General features: G+C 64.3%; 10 protein-coding genes. 2 read left to right on the top strand and 8 right to left on the bottom strand.

All coding sequences use genetic code 11. The features are described from left to right. Nucleotides 1-43: 43 nt before the first annotated feature. The 3 genes from AVMA1855_RS22330 to AVMA1855_RS22320 are packed head-to-tail and all read right to left on the bottom strand — an operon-like array spanning nucleotide 44 to nucleotide 4,085. Nucleotides 44-2,407, bottom strand: coding sequence for a xanthine dehydrogenase family protein molybdopterin-binding subunit (locus AVMA1855_RS22330; protein ID WP_284427347.1), 2,364 nt, complete (start codon nucleotides 2,405-2,407; stop codon nucleotides 44-46). Then, nucleotides 2,404-3,486: an FAD binding domain-containing protein gene (locus tag AVMA1855_RS22325; protein ID WP_502870366.1), complete on the bottom strand. Its 1,083-nt coding sequence runs from the start codon at nucleotides 3,484-3,486 to the stop codon at nucleotides 2,404-2,406. Before AVMA1855_RS22325 ends, AVMA1855_RS22330 begins: the two co-directional genes overlap by 4 nt. Then, nucleotides 3,483-4,085 (bottom strand): (2Fe-2S)-binding protein, encoded by a 603-nt coding sequence (locus AVMA1855_RS22320; RefSeq protein ID WP_284427346.1) that lies wholly within the window; start codon nucleotides 4,083-4,085, stop codon nucleotides 3,483-3,485. Before AVMA1855_RS22320 ends, AVMA1855_RS22325 begins: the two co-directional genes overlap by 4 nt. Before the next feature lie 298 nt (nucleotides 4,086-4,383). Here AVMA1855_RS22320 and AVMA1855_RS22315 point away from each other — a divergent pair, with 298 nt between their 5' ends. Beyond that, nucleotides 4,384-5,064, top strand: a complete 681-nt coding sequence (locus AVMA1855_RS22315; protein WP_284427345.1) for an MOSC domain-containing protein — start codon at nucleotides 4,384-4,386, stop codon at nucleotides 5,062-5,064. A 73-nt stretch (nucleotides 5,065-5,137) separates the two neighbouring features. Here AVMA1855_RS22315 and AVMA1855_RS22310 read toward each other — a convergent pair whose 3' ends face one another. From AVMA1855_RS22310 to AVMA1855_RS22290, 5 genes are all read right to left on the bottom strand, one after another. After that, nucleotides 5,138-5,347, bottom strand: a complete 210-nt coding sequence (locus AVMA1855_RS22310) for an MbtH family protein (protein ID WP_272567380.1) — start codon at nucleotides 5,345-5,347, stop codon at nucleotides 5,138-5,140. An 18-nt stretch (nucleotides 5,348-5,365) separates the two neighbouring features. Then, on the bottom strand, nucleotides 5,366-6,688 hold the full coding sequence (locus AVMA1855_RS22305) for a glycosyltransferase (protein WP_284427344.1): 1,323 nt from the start codon (nucleotides 6,686-6,688) through the stop codon (nucleotides 5,366-5,368). A gap of 15 nt (nucleotides 6,689-6,703) precedes the next feature. After that, nucleotides 6,704-14,218, bottom strand: a complete 7,515-nt coding sequence (locus AVMA1855_RS22300) for a non-ribosomal peptide synthetase (RefSeq protein WP_284427343.1) — start codon at nucleotides 14,216-14,218, stop codon at nucleotides 6,704-6,706. 1,152 nt (nucleotides 14,219-15,370) lie between these two features. Continuing rightward, nucleotides 15,371-16,810, bottom strand: coding sequence for an N-acyl-D-amino-acid deacylase family protein (locus AVMA1855_RS22295; protein WP_284427342.1), 1,440 nt, complete (start codon nucleotides 16,808-16,810; stop codon nucleotides 15,371-15,373). Nucleotides 16,811-16,817: 7 nt separating this feature from the next. Then, nucleotides 16,818-17,822, bottom strand: coding sequence for a Bug family tripartite tricarboxylate transporter substrate binding protein (locus AVMA1855_RS22290; RefSeq protein WP_284402992.1), 1,005 nt, complete (start codon nucleotides 17,820-17,822; stop codon nucleotides 16,818-16,820). Nucleotides 17,823-18,023: 201 nt separating this feature from the next. Between AVMA1855_RS22290 and AVMA1855_RS22285 the strand changes: the two genes are divergently transcribed. Then, nucleotides 18,024-18,239, top strand: a complete 216-nt coding sequence (locus tag AVMA1855_RS22285; RefSeq protein ID WP_502870365.1) for a helix-turn-helix domain-containing protein — start codon at nucleotides 18,024-18,026, stop codon at nucleotides 18,237-18,239. Nucleotides 18,240-18,330 lie beyond the last annotated feature (91 nt).

Below are 18,330 nucleotides of genomic sequence, written 5' to 3'. Positions count from 1 at the left end.
GGCCCGCCACGATCCGGTCGCGCGCAGCAGCAGCCCTGGCCGCCTACAGGGACAAAGCGTGCTCCGTGGAAGACGGCACGGCGGGTGGTGCCGGGAGCATCACCTTGTCAGGCGTCATGGGGGTGGAGCGCACGCGCCGGCCAGTGGCATGGAAGATGGCATTGCACACGGCCGCCGCCACACCCACGATGCCGATCTCGCCCACCCCTTTGGCGCCCAGGCGGCTGACGATGCGGTCATCCTCCTGCACAAAAATCACATCGATCGGCGGAATGTCGGCGTTGGTGGCAACGTGGTATTCCGCATAGTTGTGATTCATGAACCGGCCCAGTGCATGGTCGGTCTGCGTCTCTTCATGCAATGCCTGGCTGATGCCCCAGACCACGCCTCCGGTGATCTGGCTGTGGGCCGTTTTGGCATTCAGAATGCGCCCTGCGGCGATGGCACTGACCACCCGCGTGACACGAACCGTCCCCAGGGTCTCGTCTACCCGCACCTCGCAGAACACGGCGGAATGCGTGGCCCTCACGAACTTCTTTTGCCGGAGCAGGTTCGGAAGCATGAGGTGACGCACCTCGATCATCGAGCGCCCTTGCGACGCCAGGATGTCGGCGAATGCGACGCCCAGGTCCTGCGGCGGGGCGTCCCGGCGACGCATGCGACCCGCCTTGAATTCCACCTCCTTGAGCAGCACCTTGCCGAAGCCCATGCTTCGGCTGCGCCTTGCCAGCGCCCAGAGCAACCGCTGCAACTTCTCGCATGCGCCCTCCACCGCGGCACCGACCGTCGCTACATGCGACGAGCCGCCTTCCACAGGGGCCAACGGCAGGTTGGAGTCGCCCAGGGCGAAGGTCACCCGTTCCAGTGGCAAGCCCATCGCTTCGGCGGCGATCATGGCCATGACCGTGTACGTGCCGGTACCGATGTCGGAGGCCGCACTGCTCACGACCAACCGACCATCCGCATGCATCACCGCGCGGACACGCGCGAACATCTGCATGGCATCCCAGGTACCTGTGGCCATGCCCCAACCAATCAGCTCTCGCCCCTGCTGCATGGAACGCGGCTCCAGGGGGCGCTGCGCCCAACCGAACCGCTCCGCACCTTGCTGGTAGCACGCATGCAGCTCCTTGGTAGAGAAAGGCAAACCCTTCGAGGCATCACGCTCCGCATAGTTCTTGAGCCGCAAGATCAGCGGATCCATGCGCAGCTGATAGGCCAATTCGTCCATGGCTACTTCCAGTGCGTGGACGCCATGGGCCGCCCCCGGTGCGCGCATGTCCAAGGGGCTGTACTGGTCGAGCGGCACCAGTCGGTACCCGAGGCTGACGTTGTCGCACTGGTATAGCTGACCGGACCAGTTCACCACCACTTCCACATAGTCTTCCAGGCGCGAGGTCTCGGCAACTGCCTCGTGCATGACGGCCTTCAAGGTACCGTCGCGATCAGCGGCGAGCCTGACGCGCTGCCATGTCTCGGGCCGGTGCCCGAACGTGAACATCTGCTGCCGCGTGAGCACCACCCGCACCGAACGCTGCAGGTGCAATGCGGCCATCACCGCCAGGATGAGCTGGTACTGCGGCCTCAGGCCCGACCCGAACGCCCCGCCAACGAAGGGGTTGCGAACGGTCACCTCTTCCTGCGAAAGACCGAACACGCGCGACACCACCCATCGGCTGTTCTGCGGGCTCTGGGTCTTGTCGTAGATGGTGAGATGGCCATCGGCACCGCGCAATACGGTGGAGGCATGCATCTCCATGGGATTGTGGTGCTCCACCCCGCTGTAGTACTGGGCGTCGATCTTGACAGGCGCCGCGCCGAACGCTCGCGGTGCGTCACCCCGGGGTTTGGGTGGCGGTGAATAGCCCGCCTTGAGCCTGCTCGGCTCCCGCGCGCGGCGCAAGTTGTGCAGCAGGTGGGTCTCGTGTTTTTCGACCTCGTAGTCCAGTTCCACCAAGGCGGCCGCACAGCGCGCCGCCTCGAAGGACGTGGCCACCACCAGCGCGACCGGCTGGCCGCTGTAGTGGATGCGCGCGTCGTGCAGCGGCTTGAACGGCGAGCCCCCAGGGGCGGTCATGTCCTTGTAGAAAAGATCGAGCGACCGAACCGCGGGGCGGTTCGTGTGTGTGATGACATCGAGCACGCCCTGCACTGCAAGCGCTCGGTCTGTCCGCAGATTCAGGATCCGCCCTTTTGCCACGGTGCTGTTGACGACCACTCCATACACCAGGTCATCGCTGGCATGCTCCGCTGCGTAGCGCGCCTGGCCCATGACCTTGAGGCGGCCATCGATGCGGGAGACGGGCGCGCCCGTCTTCACCAGCCCGGTGCCGGGCTCCGCCATCGGCTGCTGGGAGAGGGCCTGCCCGGCGCCGGTGTCTGTCCGGAAATCATCGTGGGTGCTCATGGCTGAAATTCCTGCACAGGTTCGGTACCCAGCTCTCCGGTGTTGGTCAGTTCGCCATCGCGCGCCATCTCGAGCGCACGCACGATGGCACGCCGGGCCAGAACGATCTTGAAACGGTTGTCGCCGGGTCCACCCGGGGCACCATGGCCACGGGCGTCCCGCAGAAGCAAATGCGCAGCCGCGTGGAAAGCCGCGGCCTCCGGACGCTGTCCCTCCAGAAGCTGTTCTGCCTCGGCATCGCGCCAGGGTTTGTGGGCCACGCCACCCAACGCAATGCGGGCGTTTCGCATCAGCCCGGAAGCGTCCAGCTCGAACGCCGCAGCCACCGACACCAGGGCGAAGGCATAGGAGGCCCTGTCACGCAGCTTCAGATAGGTGCTGTGCCGCTGCAGCCCGTTGGCGGGCAGCTCGATGTGCACGATGAGTTCATCGCCTGCCAGCGTGTTGTCGCGCTGCGGCGCGTTGCCTGGCAAACGATGGAAATCGGCGAACGCGATGGTCCGCTGCCCGCTCGGCGATTGCACATGTACCACCGCATCGAGCGCGGCAAGCGCCACGCACATGTCCGACGGATGCGTGGCCACGCAATGGTCGCTGGTCCCGAGGATGGCCAGCTGCCGGGCCAGCCCTGCCCGCGCGGGACAACCTGTGCCCGGTTCACGCTTGTTGCAGGGAGTTCCTGTGTCGTAGAAGTAGTGGCACCGTGTGCGCTGCAACAGATTGCCCCCATTGGTCGCCACGTTGCGAATCTGCGGCGATGCGCCCGCCAGGATGGCAGCCGACAGCAAGGGATAGCGCTCCCGCACCAGGGGATGGCGCGCGGTGGCAGCATTCCGTGCCATGGCTCCGAGGCGCAAGCCGCCCTCGGGCCGGGCCTCGATGGCGGCCAGCGGCAGGCGGCTGACATCGATCAGCCGCCGTGGGCGCATGACGTTTTCCTTCATCAGGTCGATCAGGTTGGTTCCCCCCGCAAGAAACTTGGCCTGCGGTGCGGTCTCGCCAATGTCGGGCGCTTGGCCGGGCATCGCCGCCAGCGCAGCGTCGGCAGTGGCGACGGCTTCGTACACGAATGCCCTCATGCCTGGCTCTCTTGCACTGCGAAGGGGGCAGGCGACGACAAACGCATGGCATCGACCCGAATGCCAGCCACCTGAGCGACCGCCTGCACGATCTGCGGATAGGCGCCGCAACGGCAGAGGTTACCGCTCATGCGTTCGCGGACATCGTCCGCCGTCTTCGCACCGCCTTCGTTCATCAGACCCACGGCGGAGCACAGCTGCCCTGGCGTGCAATAGCCGCACTGGAATGCGTCATGGTCGATGAAAGCCTGCTGCAAAGGATGCAGCCCGGCACTCGCACGGCCCTCTCCGGCCAGTGCGGGCAGGCCCTCCACCGTGGTGATGTCAGCCCCCTCCTGCATGACCGCGAGCGTGAGGCAAGCGTTGATGCGCTGCCCATCGGCCAGCACGGTACAGGCGCCGCACTGGCCGTGGTCGCAGCCTTTCTTGGTTCCCATGAGTCCCAACCGCTCGCGCAGCAGGTCCAACAGCGTGACCCAACTGGGAATTTCGACTTCATGGTCTTGCCCGTTCACGCACAGACGCACGGAATGGACAGAGGCGAGGCCGTCGCCGGGGCTCTCTGTACGAGCTTCTAACGGGGGTGGGCTGGAGTGCATGGCGCTTCTTTCACGGCCGGGTTGGCGGGCCAGTTTGCTGGGCGGGCTGCAGCCAGGTTGTAGGAATTGCGCCTGCATCCACCCCGGCGTGAAATTTCTGCCAAGCTCCGGGAAAACCTCCCCGAACATCGCTCCACCCCATTGCCATTCGCCCCAGATGCCAGTCCCTGATCCCAAGGGTGCTCTCCCCGTGCTGCTTCCCCCACTCCTGCCCTGGCGGGCCGTGGGCACCCTGCAAAGACTGTGTCTGCACAGTCCAGCCGCTTTGGAACCCCAGTCCGTCCCTGAAGCCACTGCCATGGCCGATCAGGGATTGCTTGGCGACCGGCATGCCCAACGGCTTTCGCCACGCCAAGTCCTGCTGGCTGGGACCGATGTGTATCGCGATCTCCAAATGCCATCGCTCACACTGCGCGAAAACCTGCTCATCGATTGGCCTACGGCAGGCCTTCCCTCCGGCTCCCTGTTGAAGATCGGCCCGGAAGTGGTGCTGTGGATCACCTTTCAGTGCGAGCCCTGCGCCCGCCTGGAGCAGCGCAAGCCAGGCGTCGTCAAGGCTTTGAAGGGCCGCCGCGGCGCGCTGGCGCGGGTGTTGCAAGGCGGCGTGCTGCGGGTAGGCGATGCGATCTGCCAGGGACCTGCACCGATTCCCCCCATGAGCAACGATTGGAAGGACCGCATCGCCCACATCGTGCGACGCATACCGGCTGGAAAGCGCATCGGGTATCGGCAGTTGGCTGAACTCGCTGGCGTCGCCAAGGGATACTGCCGAGCATTCCCGCGGGTGCTGGGCCAGTTGTGCCCTGATGTGGCAGAGCGTGCTCAAGCAGGCAGCGTGGCGATGCATGCAGAGCAGCGCTGGGAGGGCACTGAACTCTTCGATGTACACGCATACTTGGCTGCGCAGGCCACGCACCATGCGACGGGTGGGCAGCCCGTTGCAGGGGCCGTTTCAGGGTCTACAGAAACAATTCGTTGAATCCCCGTGCAGACCGTACTGCAGCGTGCCGGCATGCCGGACACCGAGGGGGCGATCCACCCTTCCCTGGCAATCAACCGCCCATGGCGGCAACCAGTGAACGGGGCCGCATGTCCGTCCAGTGGGCCTCGATGTACGCACGGCAAGCGGTTCTGTCGGACGCAGGCAAGGCCACCTCCCAGCCAGCGGGCACATCGAGAAACGCGGGCCATAGCGAGTGTTGGCCTTCAGGATTGGTCAGCACCAGAAAGTGGCCGTTTTCGTCGTCGAATGGGTTGCTCATGTCAGATCTCCTTGAAGGTCATGCAAACTCCGCGATGGCGGAGGATGTTTCACGCAGTGCCGCCAGGGCCGATGCGATCTCGGTCAGCGCGTGGTGGCGCGCGAAATCCAGTCGCAGCGCTCGGGCGCGCTGCCTGTAGGAAGGGTTGTCCAGCAGCTTACGCACTGCATCGCCGATCTGGCGCGCGCTGGGCTGCCCGGTGGCCAGGTTGATGCCGGCGCCTGACCAGGCGACGCGCGCGGCAATTTCCGGCTTCTCTTCGGTCGCGCCCGCCACGGCCAGCGGCACGCCCAGGCTGAGCGCGTGGTTGACCGATCCATATCCACCATTGGTGACCATGGCATGCACCTTGGGCAACAGACGGTCATAGGGCAGAAATGGCACCACACGGGCGTTGGCGGGAAGCATCGCTGCGCTGAGGCCCGGGGGCACCGGTCCGCCCGTGGTGGCAATCACCTGGATGTCATCGAACTTGGCCAGCGCCTGCACGGTGGGCCCGATCAACTGCGCAGGGTTCTGATTGGCCAGCGTGCCCTGCGTGACCAACACGACGGACCGGCCGTCATCCAGTTCGGGCCACCAGTCGGGTGGGTTGAAGTCGGCACGTGACGGTGCCAGCAGTGGACCCACGAACCGGACGGAGCCAGGCAGGTCGCTGCGCGGATACTCGAAAGATGCCGACGTCAGTTGGAGGTACAGATCCGGCAGCGTCACCATCGCATCGATGAAAAAGCGGGGCAGTGCCTGCGCCCCCAAGCGTGCCAGTTCGCCATTGAAATGGCGTTGCACGTCGCCGAACATGGCCTGCTGAAGATTGCGGTTCATGGCTTGGTTGCGAATGCGACCTTCGGCCGTGGACGAAGGCGGTAGCGCCGTGCCAAAAAAGGCAGTGTCCCGGCTGGACAGCGCCAGCGCCGAAATGCCGATGGCAACGATGGCGGGCCGCTCCTCCCTCGGTCCCAGCAGCAGCGGAAACGTGCCGCAAAACATCGTGTCCACCAAAATGGCATCGGCATCGAAATGCGCCAGGATGCGCCGCAACCCCGCCAACTGGGGTGCCATCGCGTCGGCGAAGAAGTGCTTCAGTCCAAAGCACAGCTGCGCATGGGCGGAGGGCTGTTGCAGACGTTGCGGAAACCGCCGGTCCAACTCCTGGTGCTCGAAATCAATCGACGGATCGAATGCGGTAAAGGACGCGCCAGTGGCCAAGGCCTGTTCCCTGAAGTGGCTGGCAGTGTGCAGCTGCACCTCGTGTCCCTGGCGCACCAGATGCTGGGCGATGGCCAGCATGGGCAACACATGTCCCGGCAAGGCGGTCGCTGCAATGAGATAACGTGCCATGGTTTCCTCCTTCGTTCATGAAATGCTGGTTTCCAGGGCACGGTGTGCCTTGGCGTCGATACCCAGATCGACGAAATAGCGGTGCAGCAGATCGCGATTCACCGGGCGGATCGCCGCGCCGATGGATTCGAGCTGCGCGTGCGTCGCCGCGCCGCACACCTTTGGTGGCGTGGCCGATGCGTCGTAGCGGTCCAGGATCGCCAGCACGGCAGCCAAATCGCGGTCCTGGCCCTCGGCCAGCCGCACATGGGCACGCCGCAGCCAGGACTCCAGCGCCAACGGTTCCAGGTGCAGGCCGAGACGCTCGAACACCGGAGGAATGTCCCGCACCCGCAGCGGCGCCGGACTCATCAGGTGATACACCTGCCCCCAGGAAGATGCCCGGGCAGCCAGACCCAGGATGGCCCGCGCCACATCGTCCACCGGGGTCATGTTCAGAGGCAAGTCCATGTCGGGGATGGATTGCAGGTCCGCATACAGGTGTGCCACCCGCCAGATCAGGTCAGCGGCATTGCAAATCGCGTGATCGTGGTCACCGGTCACGGCACCGAGCCGGTAGATGGCCACCGGCATTCCCCGCGCCTGCGCTTCCCGAGCCAACGCGTCGGCGACCCACTTGCTCTGGCTGTAGCCGTCCACCAGGCCATTCCAGGAAGGCAGCGCCGAGCGCTCCGTGACCGTGCCACCGTCTTCGTTCTGGCCAATCACGGCCAGCGTCGAGACGTAATGCAGGGTCTTGGGTCGCCCTTGCGAAGTCCATTCGAGCAACGTGACCACGCTGTCCACATTGGGGCCCTTCAGGCTGGCATACGGATGCAGAAAGTCCACTTGTGCGGCACAGTGGTAAATGGCGTCGCAGCCATCGCGGACCTGTTGCACGGCGGCGTCATCCAACCCCAGTCGCGGTGCACCCAGATCGCCGGTGACCACCTGGATTCGCGCATCGTCCCAGAGGGTGCCCAGTTGCCGCTCGGCCATGGTGCGCTGCAAGCGCTGCCGCCCCTGCGCGTCGTCGGCAGCCCGCACATGGCAGATCACGCAAGCCGAGGTGTCACGCAACAGCGCTGCCAGCAGATGGCTTCCGACGAATCCGCTGGCCCCGGTGAGAAAGACGCGCGCCGGCACCAGGGTGGGCGCGACGGCCTGGCCCTGGATGTGCTCCGGCAAATGGATCTCGCGCGCCAGATCCAGGGCTGCGCCGTCATCGCCGGCCTGGTCGATCCACTGGGCCAATTGCGCGATCGACGGGCGGTTGTAAACCTCGGCATGCGGGAAATCGGGGTGGATCTGGTCCCGGATCCGCATACCCAGTTGGATCGCCATCAGCGAATGACCACCGATTTCGAAGAAGTTGTCATGAATACCCACCCGCGGCAAATGCAGGATCTCAGCCCACAGCGCGGCCAAAGCGATTTCCGTGTCGGTGCGTGGCGCGGCGTAGGGCTGGTCGCCTGGCGCCTGCGGCACAGGCAGTGCCTTCCGGTCGAGCTTGCCACTCGAGTTGAGCGGCAATACCGCCAGTTGAACGAAGGCCGCAGGCACCATGTACTCGGGCAGCGACAGCGCCAGATGGCTGCGCAGGTCGCCGGGGGCAAGCTCGCCCTCACCAGCGGCCACCACATAGGCCACCAATCGCTTTTCGCCTGCCACGTCTTCGCGGGCAACCACCGCCGCCTGCGCGACCCAAGGGTACTGGAGCAATGCCGACTCGATCTCTCCCGGCTCGATGCGCAGGCCGCGGATCTTCACCTGCTGGTCGGCACGGCCCAGGAAGTCCAGGCTGCCATCGGCACGCCAGCGCGCCAAATCGCCCGTGCGGTACATGCGGCTGCCTGGCCCGCCATGCGGATTGGCCACGAATCGCTCTGCGCTCAGCGCCGGGCGCCCCAGGTAGCCCCGCGCCAGGCCTGCCCCTGCGACGTACAACTCGCCGGCCACGCCCGCGGGCACCGGCTGGAGGTCTCCGTCCAGCACGTACATACGTGTGTTGCAGATCGGTTGTCCGATCGATGGCACGGTCCCGACCTGCATGGGCTCGCTCAGGCTCGCGCAGATCGTGGTCTCCGTCGGGCCGTAGGCATTGATCATGCGGCGACCCGGCGCCCACTGCGCTGCGAGCGCGGGAGGACACACATCGCCGCCGACCACCAGCGTTCGAAGCGCTGGGAATTCGCCGGGCGGCACCGAGGCCAGCGCGGCAGGTGGAATCAGGGCATGGCTGATCGATTGGTGAACCAACCCCTGCGCCAGATCCTGCCCCAGCCATGGCGCAGGCCCGGGCACCACCAGCGCGGCACCGACGTGAAAGGCCATCAGCAGGTCCATCACAGAAGCATCGAAACCACTGGAGGAAAACTGCAGCACGCGGGAATCCGGGCCGATCTCCATCCGCTCCGCCATGGAAGCGGCCAGGCTGTGAAGGCCTGCATGCGGCACCACGACGCCCTTCGGTGTCCCGGTGGAGCCCGACGTATAGATGAGGTATGCCGCCTCCTGCGCGTGGGGGCCATCCTGGGGTCGCGCTCCGCCCGAACCGCCTGGACGGCTGTCCGACTGGATCGCCAGGGCCGCAACCGTCAGGTCGCTGTCAAGCGCCATGCAATGGGCCACCTCGCTCAGCCTCGGCAGCAGCGCTTCATGCGTAAGGACAGCGGCGGGAGCGGCCTCTTGGAACACCAACGCACTGCGTCCTGCCAGATGGTTCGGATCGAGGGGCAGGTAAGCCGCCCCGGCCTTGACGATGGCCAGGTGCGCCACGACCAGATCGAGCGAGCGCGGCAACACCGTCGCGACGATGGCCCCCGCAGCCACGCCCCGCGCCTGAAGCAGATGGGCCAGGCGGTTGGCCCGTGTGTCGAGCTCGCCATAGCTGACCGTGGTGTCATCCAGAACCACCGCAGGTGCGTGCGGACGCCGGCTGGCGTGGCCCTCCACCATGGAGGCAATGGTCTTGGTGGCCAAAGCTCGTTCGGAGTCGCTCCACTTCCGCAGCAAGCGGCGGCGCTCCTCGGGATGCAGGATGTCGATGCGGCCCAGCGCCTCGTCCGGTGTGTCGCACGCCTGTTCCAGCCAGTGCGCCAGCCGGGCCGCCAGAGACTCCACCGTGGTCCTGTCGAACAGATCGGTGCTGTATTGAATTCCACCGGAGATCCCGCCGGGCAGGCCATCGTGATGGCGTTGCTCCGTCAGGATGAAAGACAGGTCGAATTTCGCGGTATCGACGGCCACAGGCTGCGGCGTGATCGACAGCCCCGGAAGGCTGAATGACAGCCGGCTGCTGTTCTGAAATCCCAGCATGACCTGAAACAGCGGCAGATTGGACCGCGAGCGCCCCGGCCGCAGCAGTTCCACCAAGCGGTCGTAAGGAAAATCCTGGTTCGCGTAGGCCGCCAGATTGGTGGCGCGCACGCGCGCAATCAGTTCGCGAAACCCGGGCTGGCCCGACGTATCGGTACGCAAAACGAGCGTGTTCACGAAACAGCCGATCAGCCCATCGAGGGCATGATCGCTGCGCCCCGCGACCGGGCTACCGATCACGATGTCGTCGCCCGCCCCCAGGCGACTCAGCAACGCGGCCAGGGCAGCCTGCAGCACCATGAATAGGCTGGCTTGCCCGTCTCGGGCCAAATGCAGCATGCGTTCATGGACCGCAGCCGGTATGTGCAGCGGAACCACGTCGCCACGGTGGCTGGGCACAAGGGGGCGGGGACGGTCCACAGGCAATGCCATTTGCTCGGGCAGGTCGCGCAGCGCGTCATGCCAGAACCCGCGTTGCCGGCCGGCCAGACTGTCGGGATCGTCTTCGCTGCCCAGCAGCGCCTGCTGCCACAGTGCGTAGTCAGCGTACTGCAGCGGCAGCGGCTCCCAATCCGGAGTCTGGCCACTGCAACGCGCGGCGTAGGCCACGCTCAAGTCCCGCGCCAATGGCAGCAGCGAAGCACCATCGCCTGCGATGTGGTGGGTGAGCAGCAACAGCACATGCTCGTCCTCGGCCAGCCGGAACAGCGAGACCCGCAAAGGCATCGAATGGCACAGGTCGAAGGCGTGGCGGGCCGCCGCGTGCAACTGCGCAGCCAAATCGTCTTCGCAGGCCTCCGCCTCGATCACGGGTGGGTGGGCGTCGGCACCATCGAGGATCTGCTGATATGGCAGTCCCGCCTCATGCGGGTAGATCGTGCGCAAACTCTCATGGCGCTCCACCAGATCGCCCAGGGCGACGTGCAGCGCCACGCGATCGAGCAGGCCGGACAGGCGCAACGCCAGAGGCATGTTGTAGGCCGGATTGGCGCCGTCCAGCTGGTTCATGAGCCACAGGCGACGTTGTGCGGACGACAGCGGAATCCGCGCCGGGCGGGGCATCGGTGCCAGGCGCGGCCGCGCTACCGCTTCCTGGTCCAGCCGCTCCGCAAGCCCCGCAATGGTGGAGACCTGGAACAGGGTGTCCAGGGGAAGATCGATCATGAACTGCTGCCGGATCATCGAGATCAACTGCACGATCATCAGAGAATGCCCGCCCAACTCGAAGAAGTTGTCGTGAATGCCGACGCGGGGCAAATGCAGTGTCTCGGCCCACAGGTCCGCAAGTGCCTTTTCCGTCGGTGTGCGCGGTGCCGCATAGGCAACGGCGCTCTGCACTTCGGGTGCAGGCAGGGCCTTTCGGTCGAGCTTGCCACTCGGACCGAGCGGCAAGGCCGCCAATTGAACGAAGGCCGAAGGCAACATGTACTCAGGCAAAGACAGCGCCAGATGGCTGCGCAGCTCACCGGGCGCAAGCTCGCCTTCACCGGCGGACACTACATAGGCCACCAGGCGCTTTTCGCCTGCCACATCCTCGCGAGCAATCACCGCCGCCTGCGCGACCCAAGGGTGCTGCAGCAATGCCGACTCGATCTCTCCCGGCTCGATGCGCAGGCCGCGGATCTTCACCTGATGGTCAGCTCGGCCCAGAAAGTCCAGGCTGCCATCGGCACGCCAGCGCGCCAGATCACCCGTGCGGTACATGCGGCTTCCCGGCCCGCCATGAGGATTGGCCACGAAGCGCTCTGCGCTCAGCACAGGGCGACCCAGGTAGCCTCGCGCCAGGCCCGTTCCCGCGATGTACAACTCGCCCGTCATCCCCACGGGCAAGGGCTGCAGGCCACTGTCCAGCACCACCATTTGTGTGTTCCAGATGGGGCGGCCAATGGGCACGCCTTCCGACCTCGGTTCCATCAGCGGCGTGCTTGGGCAGGCCCATGCAGTCACATCGACGGCCGCCTCCGTAGGGCCGTACAAGTTGTGCAGTTCGCACCCCAACTGCTGGTGAAATTTTCGCGCCAGCGCAGACGACAAAGCCTCGCCGCTGCAAATCACTCGCCGAAGGCTGGAGCAGGCGGAGGCGGCCGGCTCCAGCAAGAAGACCTCCAGCATCGAGGGCACGAAATGCAAGGTGGTGATGTCTTCGCGAACGATGAGCTCCGCCAGGTACGCTGCATCCTTATGCCCACCCGGCTTGGCAAGCACCAGCGTGGCGCCGTCGATCAGGGGCCAGAAGAACTCCCACACCGAAACATCGAAGCTGGAGGGGGTCTTCTGCAACACGCGGTCATCGGCTTGCAGGCCATACTGGTCCTGCATCCACCGGAGCCGGTTGACAATAGCGCGGTGCGAGACGGCGACCCCTTTCGGATTTCCGGTCGATCCAGACGTGTAGATCACATAGGCCGGCTGCGCGGTATCGAGCGTTCTCAGCGGCTCGGGGCGGGTTTCGGGATGGCTGCCCAGTTCATGGATGGTTTCCGGGCCATCGAGCAGCACGAACGACACCGACGCGGGCAAGGTCTGCGCCAGCGCCTGCGTGGTGACGAGGCATACCGGCCGGGCATCGCCGAGCATGTAGGCAATGCGATCTGCTGGAAAATCCGGATCGACCGGCAAATAGGCCGCCCCGGTTTTCAGAATGGCCAGCAAAGCCACCATGAGATCCAGCGACCGCGGCACGGCGATCGCCACAACGCGCTCCGGCCCCGCACCACGCGCACGCAGCAGATGCGCCAGCCGATTTGCCCTTTGATTCAGTTCACCACGGCTCAGCGCCTGGTCCTCGAACCGCAAGGCAATGGATTGGGGATCGGCCAGCAAGCCGGCTTCGATGCAGGTGGAAAGGTGAGTGTCGGGCACCGCGTGCTCTGTATCGTTCAAGCCCATCAGCACCTGTTGGCGCTCCTGGACGCCCAGCAGTTCGATGCAACCAATGGCCTGATCCGGCCGCTCGATCACTGCCGCCATGAGCGTCAGCAGCCGCCGCTGGTGCTCGGCCAACGTCTGTGCGGTGTACAGCGCAGGATTCGCATCGAAATCGATCTGCAGATCTTGGCCGTTGCCGCGCTCGTACAAAAAGATGCCCAGATCCTCTGCCGTTCCGTTGGAAAGATTTCGTGGTTTGGCCACGTGCCCCGCAAAACGGAAGTCGTAGTCGAAAGGCTCCACATTGACGACCGTGGTGAAAAGTTGCCGATGGTTCAGCAGAAGATTCAAATCACCGCGCAGGGTCTCGTATCGGTAGCACTGGTGTCGCAGGATCTGGCGCATCTGGCGCCCCACTTCGCGAACGAGTTCAGGGAATGGCAGGTCAGGGCGCATCGACAGGCGCAGTGGCAATGCATTCGCCACCATGGCAGGCACCCGCCGCATGCGCTCGTTGTGCCGCGCAGTGACCGGGATGCCGATCACCATGTCTTCTACCCCCGTCGCGCGGTAGAGGTAAGCGGCTGTCGTGGCGATCAGGATCTGAGGCAGCGTGCTTCCCCAGGCCTGACCGATGGCCTGCAGCGCTTGAACGCTGGCAGCCGGCAGGTGCACGGTCTGGCGCAGGAGGCCGCCGATGTTCACCGACTGGCGCGACGCCAGGGTCAAAGGTTCCGGCACGTCAGCAAAGCGCTCCATCCAGTATTGGCGGTCTCTCGGAAACCGACCGGATTCACGGTAGGCGCGCTCTTCTTCGGCCAACTGTGCCATCGGCGCAAGTCGCGAAGCTTCAGGAACGACGCTCCCCTGCGCCAGCGCCGTATAGAGATCCGCAATGCGCCGTGCCACCAGGCCACCACCAAAACCATCCAGCAAGATATGGTGGCTGCGCTGATAGCAAACATGCTTTCCTGGTGCAAGCCGGATGAGCGCACAGAGCCAAAGCTGCCCTGATGCCAGTTCCGCCCGATGGCTGAAATCGGCCTGCATCCAAGCCTGCGCCGCAGCCATCGGGTCGGCCTCGCCACTGAAATCGAGGAAAGGAAGGTCCCCAGTGAAGGTCGGTGCAAGCACCTGCCTCGGGCCTTGCCCCGCATCGACGAAGTGGAGCCGCGTGGCCTCGGCTTCGTGGGTGACTCGGCGCACAGCCTCGGCGAACAGTGCGGGATCGATGTCTCCCTCGATGTCGATGGCCTCGGCCAAGTTGAAGTTGGTGTCTGCCGAAGCGAACTGAGCCCCCAGCCACATGGCCATCTGGCCTGCCATGAGTTGGATGGAACCACCGGATTGATCGACCGTGCTCATGCAATTCTCCCTGTCGTATGGACGAAATTCAACATCCGCACCTGTACGGGCACGGACATATGTCGCTCTTGAAATCGGTACTGGCAGGCTCGGACGAGCCTGGAACAGATCTGCCCGGCCAGGAATGGCAGGGTGTGGAAGTGCAGGCATCGCACGGCCTTGGAGGCCGCGCCTGCGCACTCAGTCGACGGTAGAAATCACGGGGAGAAAGCTCTTCACCGTTGCTTCTGAAACCGGATGAATGCCCAGGCCATCCGGCCTGTGCCCTGCCGCATGACGGAGCAGTGGCGCATTGCAGAGGCGTGGCGCAGAAGGCATCCGCGCAGCAAATGCACCGAAGGAACGAAAGCGTTTGCGCGCATGGAGGCGCTGGTAGGCGGTACAAGGACAAGCCCTGCCCGGGCCCGCTGGTGGGAATACCCTTTGGTGCTCGGCGTCGCTTGCTTCGGCACACGCCCGCAGGTGCAGGCCGAGCCCCTCAGCAACTTGGAGGCGCATGCAATGACACGCCTTCCGAATCACACCCGTGCGCGGCGTGCGCCCTCCCCATTGATTCAATGACATGAATCCCTCTCTTCCCTAACCATTACGGCTGTTTATTTTGAGCCGACACATTTATTTTCAAAAAAGTCTATTAGGGAAGCGCTCTCGCAATACAAGGGTTTACCCTTATTATTCAAACAATGAATAAAACACTCAGCAGCAATTCCACAAAAAATAATTACCAATAGAAAAAGATGATGAGCGATCACCATTCGTTTGGTCACCCCGAACCTGAACATAGCCCATCAGCGCTCCCAAGCAGTAGGCAGATTCCCTTCTGCGCGCAATCAATGCTTCAAAACCCAAAGTATTTTTTACATGCAGTATCGATAAATATTTGAGATCCTTGATTTACATACCTACAAAGACTTTTTTATCAACAACTAGAGGAAAACTTTTCATAATCCCTCAACAGAAGTAAATTACTGAAGAAGCTGATTTATTCACCTCTTGGCAATTTGATAGAAATAGGAAACTTGCCCAGCCAGATCGACAAAAGCACTTCGGCCGACAATGAGGCAACGTCGCCTCGCCATCTCGGCTTCGGCCGACAGATCGCCCAGATGCGTCTGGCATGCCCGCCAAAGCGTGACCTCCTAGCGTCGGGAATCAGAACGAGCGCTGTCGCCGCAACACCTGACCGGCATGCGCATTGACGGTATGGCCATGTGCACAGGCCAATTGGCCATTGATGAACACTGCATCGATGCCTGCGCTGGGAGCGGTGGGCTGTTCGAACGTGGCACGGTCCGCGATGCACGTCTCATCGAACACCACGATGTCCGCCGCATGGTCCTGGGCGATCAAACCCCGGTCGCGCAGCCCGAAGCGGCGCGCGCTCAACCCGGTCATCTTGTGCACCGCCGTTTCGAGGGAGAACAGGCGCTGGTCGCGCGCGTAATGCCCTAGAACCCGGGGGAATGTTCCCCACAGACGAGGATGCGGCACCGCATCGTGGGCCAGTCCGTCCGAGCCGACCATCGTCAAAGGGTGTCCGAGGATGCGGCGCACATCGTCTTCATGCATGGCAAAGTACACCGCGCCGGCGGGAGACAACGGCTCCACCAAGGATTCGGGAGAACAGCCCCGTTCACGCGCCAGTGCAAACAGCGATTTCCCAGCCGCCGATGGGTCGCCAACAGACCAAGTCACCAAGACCTCCCGGGACTGCCCGACGCGGCTGGCCAGCAGCATGGTGGACGAAGCGTTGTAGGGATAGCAGTCCATGCAAACGGGCTGCGACAGCGCGGCAGTGTCCACCATGGCCAAGGTGTTCACCGAGCGCCCATGGTTGCGTTGGCCAATCAACTTGTGATGCGACAGCACAGTGCTCACCCCCAGCGCCTGGCCAATGTGCAAGGCTTCGCGCAATGCATCATCAATGGCATCGGCCTCGTCACGAATATGCATCGTGATCAGGCCCTGCGCCGCCGAAAGCGGGGCGCCCACCTCAATCACCTCTTCTGCCGTGGCGGCCCGGGCGGGAGGGTAGTAGAGCCCGGTGGACAGGCCGAAAGCGCCCGCATCCAATGCGTCGGCCAGATCCCTGGCCATGCGCTCAGCTTCGGGCGCGGTGGCCGGTCGGTTCAGGTCCGGCACGTGGCGCACCCGCAACGTGGAGTGCCCCACCAGGCATGCCGCGTTCAGCGCCGGCCCTGCGGCCTCCAGTGCATCGAGGTAGTCACCGAACCGGTCATACCGCCAGTCGTCCGCGCCAAGCAGGTCCAGTGGTGCTGGCGGTGTCTCATTGCTCAGAAGCGGCGCCAGGCTGATCCCGCAATTTCCGGTGACCACTGTGGTCACGCCTTGCGTGAGCTTGGGATGGGGGCCGGCCGGTGATGTGAGCAACAACCGATCATCATGGGTATGTACGTCGATGAAGCCGGGGCAAACGATGCGCCCGACAGCGTCGTGGCGTTGGCGGGCAGGCTGTGCTGAGAGGTCGCCCACGGCGAGAATGCGCCCGCCCGCAATGCCGACGTCTGCCTGCCGGCGAGCCGCTCCGCTGCCGTCCACGACGGTACCTCCGAAAATGAGGAGATCGAACATGCCCGCCTCACCCCACCTGGGCACCAGAGCGCTTGACGACGTCTGCCCACATTGGTGATTCCTTTCGCGCCCGCTCGATCAGGCGCTCTGGAGGACCAGGCGTCAGTTCGAAGCCGAGGGCCGCGTATTTCTCTTGCACGGGGGGCAGGCGAAGAGCGTCATTGAGGGCCTTGTTGAGCTGGGCGGCAATCGCGCTGGGCGTGCCAGGCGGGGCGACGATGCCACCCCAGCCTACGGTCTCGTAACCCTGCACGCCGGCCTCTGCCACGGTGGGCACCTGCGGCAGTTGCGGACTGCGCGCGGCGCCTGTCACGGCCAGCACGCGCACCCGGCCCGACTGGATGTGCGGAAGAATGGAGCTGAGGTTGTCGAACATCAGGTCCACCACGCCGCCCATCAGGTCAGTGATGGCCTGCGGGCTGCCCTTGTAGGGGATGTGCGTCATCGACACCTGGGTCGATGCCTTGAACAACTCGCCGCTCAGGTGCCCCGTGGTACCGCTGCCGCCCGAAGCCACCGTCAACTCCCCGGGCTTGGCGCGCGCAAGCGCGATGAGGTCCTTCACGCTCTGCACGGGCAGGTCTTTGCGCACCACCAGCGCGTTCTGCACGAAGCCGATCAAACCGATGGAAACCAGAGCGTCAGGGTCGTAAGGAAGCTTGGAATACAGGGCCTTGTTGATGGCCAGGGTGCCCACGTTGGCATAGCCCAGCGTATAGCCGTCTGCAGGGGCACGAAACACGTCGGCCATGCCGATGTTGCCGCTGGCACCGGGCTTGTTGTCCACCACGAAGGGCTGGCCCAGTGCTTTGGGCAACTCGTTCGTCAGGATGCGGCAGACGGCATCCGGAGAACCGCCTGCGGCCGATGGCACGACCAGGCGAATGGGACGATCGGGATACCCTGGCGCCGCCCGGGTCGAATCCGGCAACAGTGCGACGGAGGGGGTGAGAGAGACCGTCTGCAGCCAGCGGCGGCGCGACAGGGATGCGGGGCGGAGCGGAGCGTTCATCGGTGCATTCCTTCAGTTCGTTGGGATTCAACCGCATGAATCCTAGAAATCGATCTGGCTTGGCACAAACCATGTTTGCTGGGGATACCATGTCTTTTTCTCATGCACTACTGCGGTGATCTTTGAACCCTTCCCGGTGCATCTTGCTGCCGGCATGTGCATTGCTCATGGTTTCCCTTCATGTACCGTGCCCCATCCACCATGTCCCTGCTGTGCCTGGAGGCCAGCGCGCGCCTCGGCTCGTTCACTGCGGCCGCTCAGGAATTGCACCTCACCCAGGGCGCGGTGAGCCGGCAGATACAGGCCTTGGAATCACGGCTGGACGTGCGTCTGTTCGTTCGGCGGCGCGAATCGCTGGCCACCACCGATGCCGGACGCTACTGGGAACCTCTCAAAACCCATCCGGTCCCTTGTTGATCGAGAACGCGTGCTCCATCCTTTGCCATGATCACTCCCCGTAGCGCCCTGAAGTTCGACCTGTTCGCTGAGGCCTCGCGCCAACACAAGA

The sequence above is a fragment of the Acidovorax sp. SUPP1855 genome (genome assembly GCF_030158955.1).
Taxonomy (GTDB): Bacteria; Pseudomonadota; Gammaproteobacteria; order Burkholderiales; family Burkholderiaceae_C; genus Paracidovorax.
The sequence above is the reverse complement of the archived record's forward strand: the minus strand, read 5'-3'. Positions and strand labels throughout refer to the sequence as shown.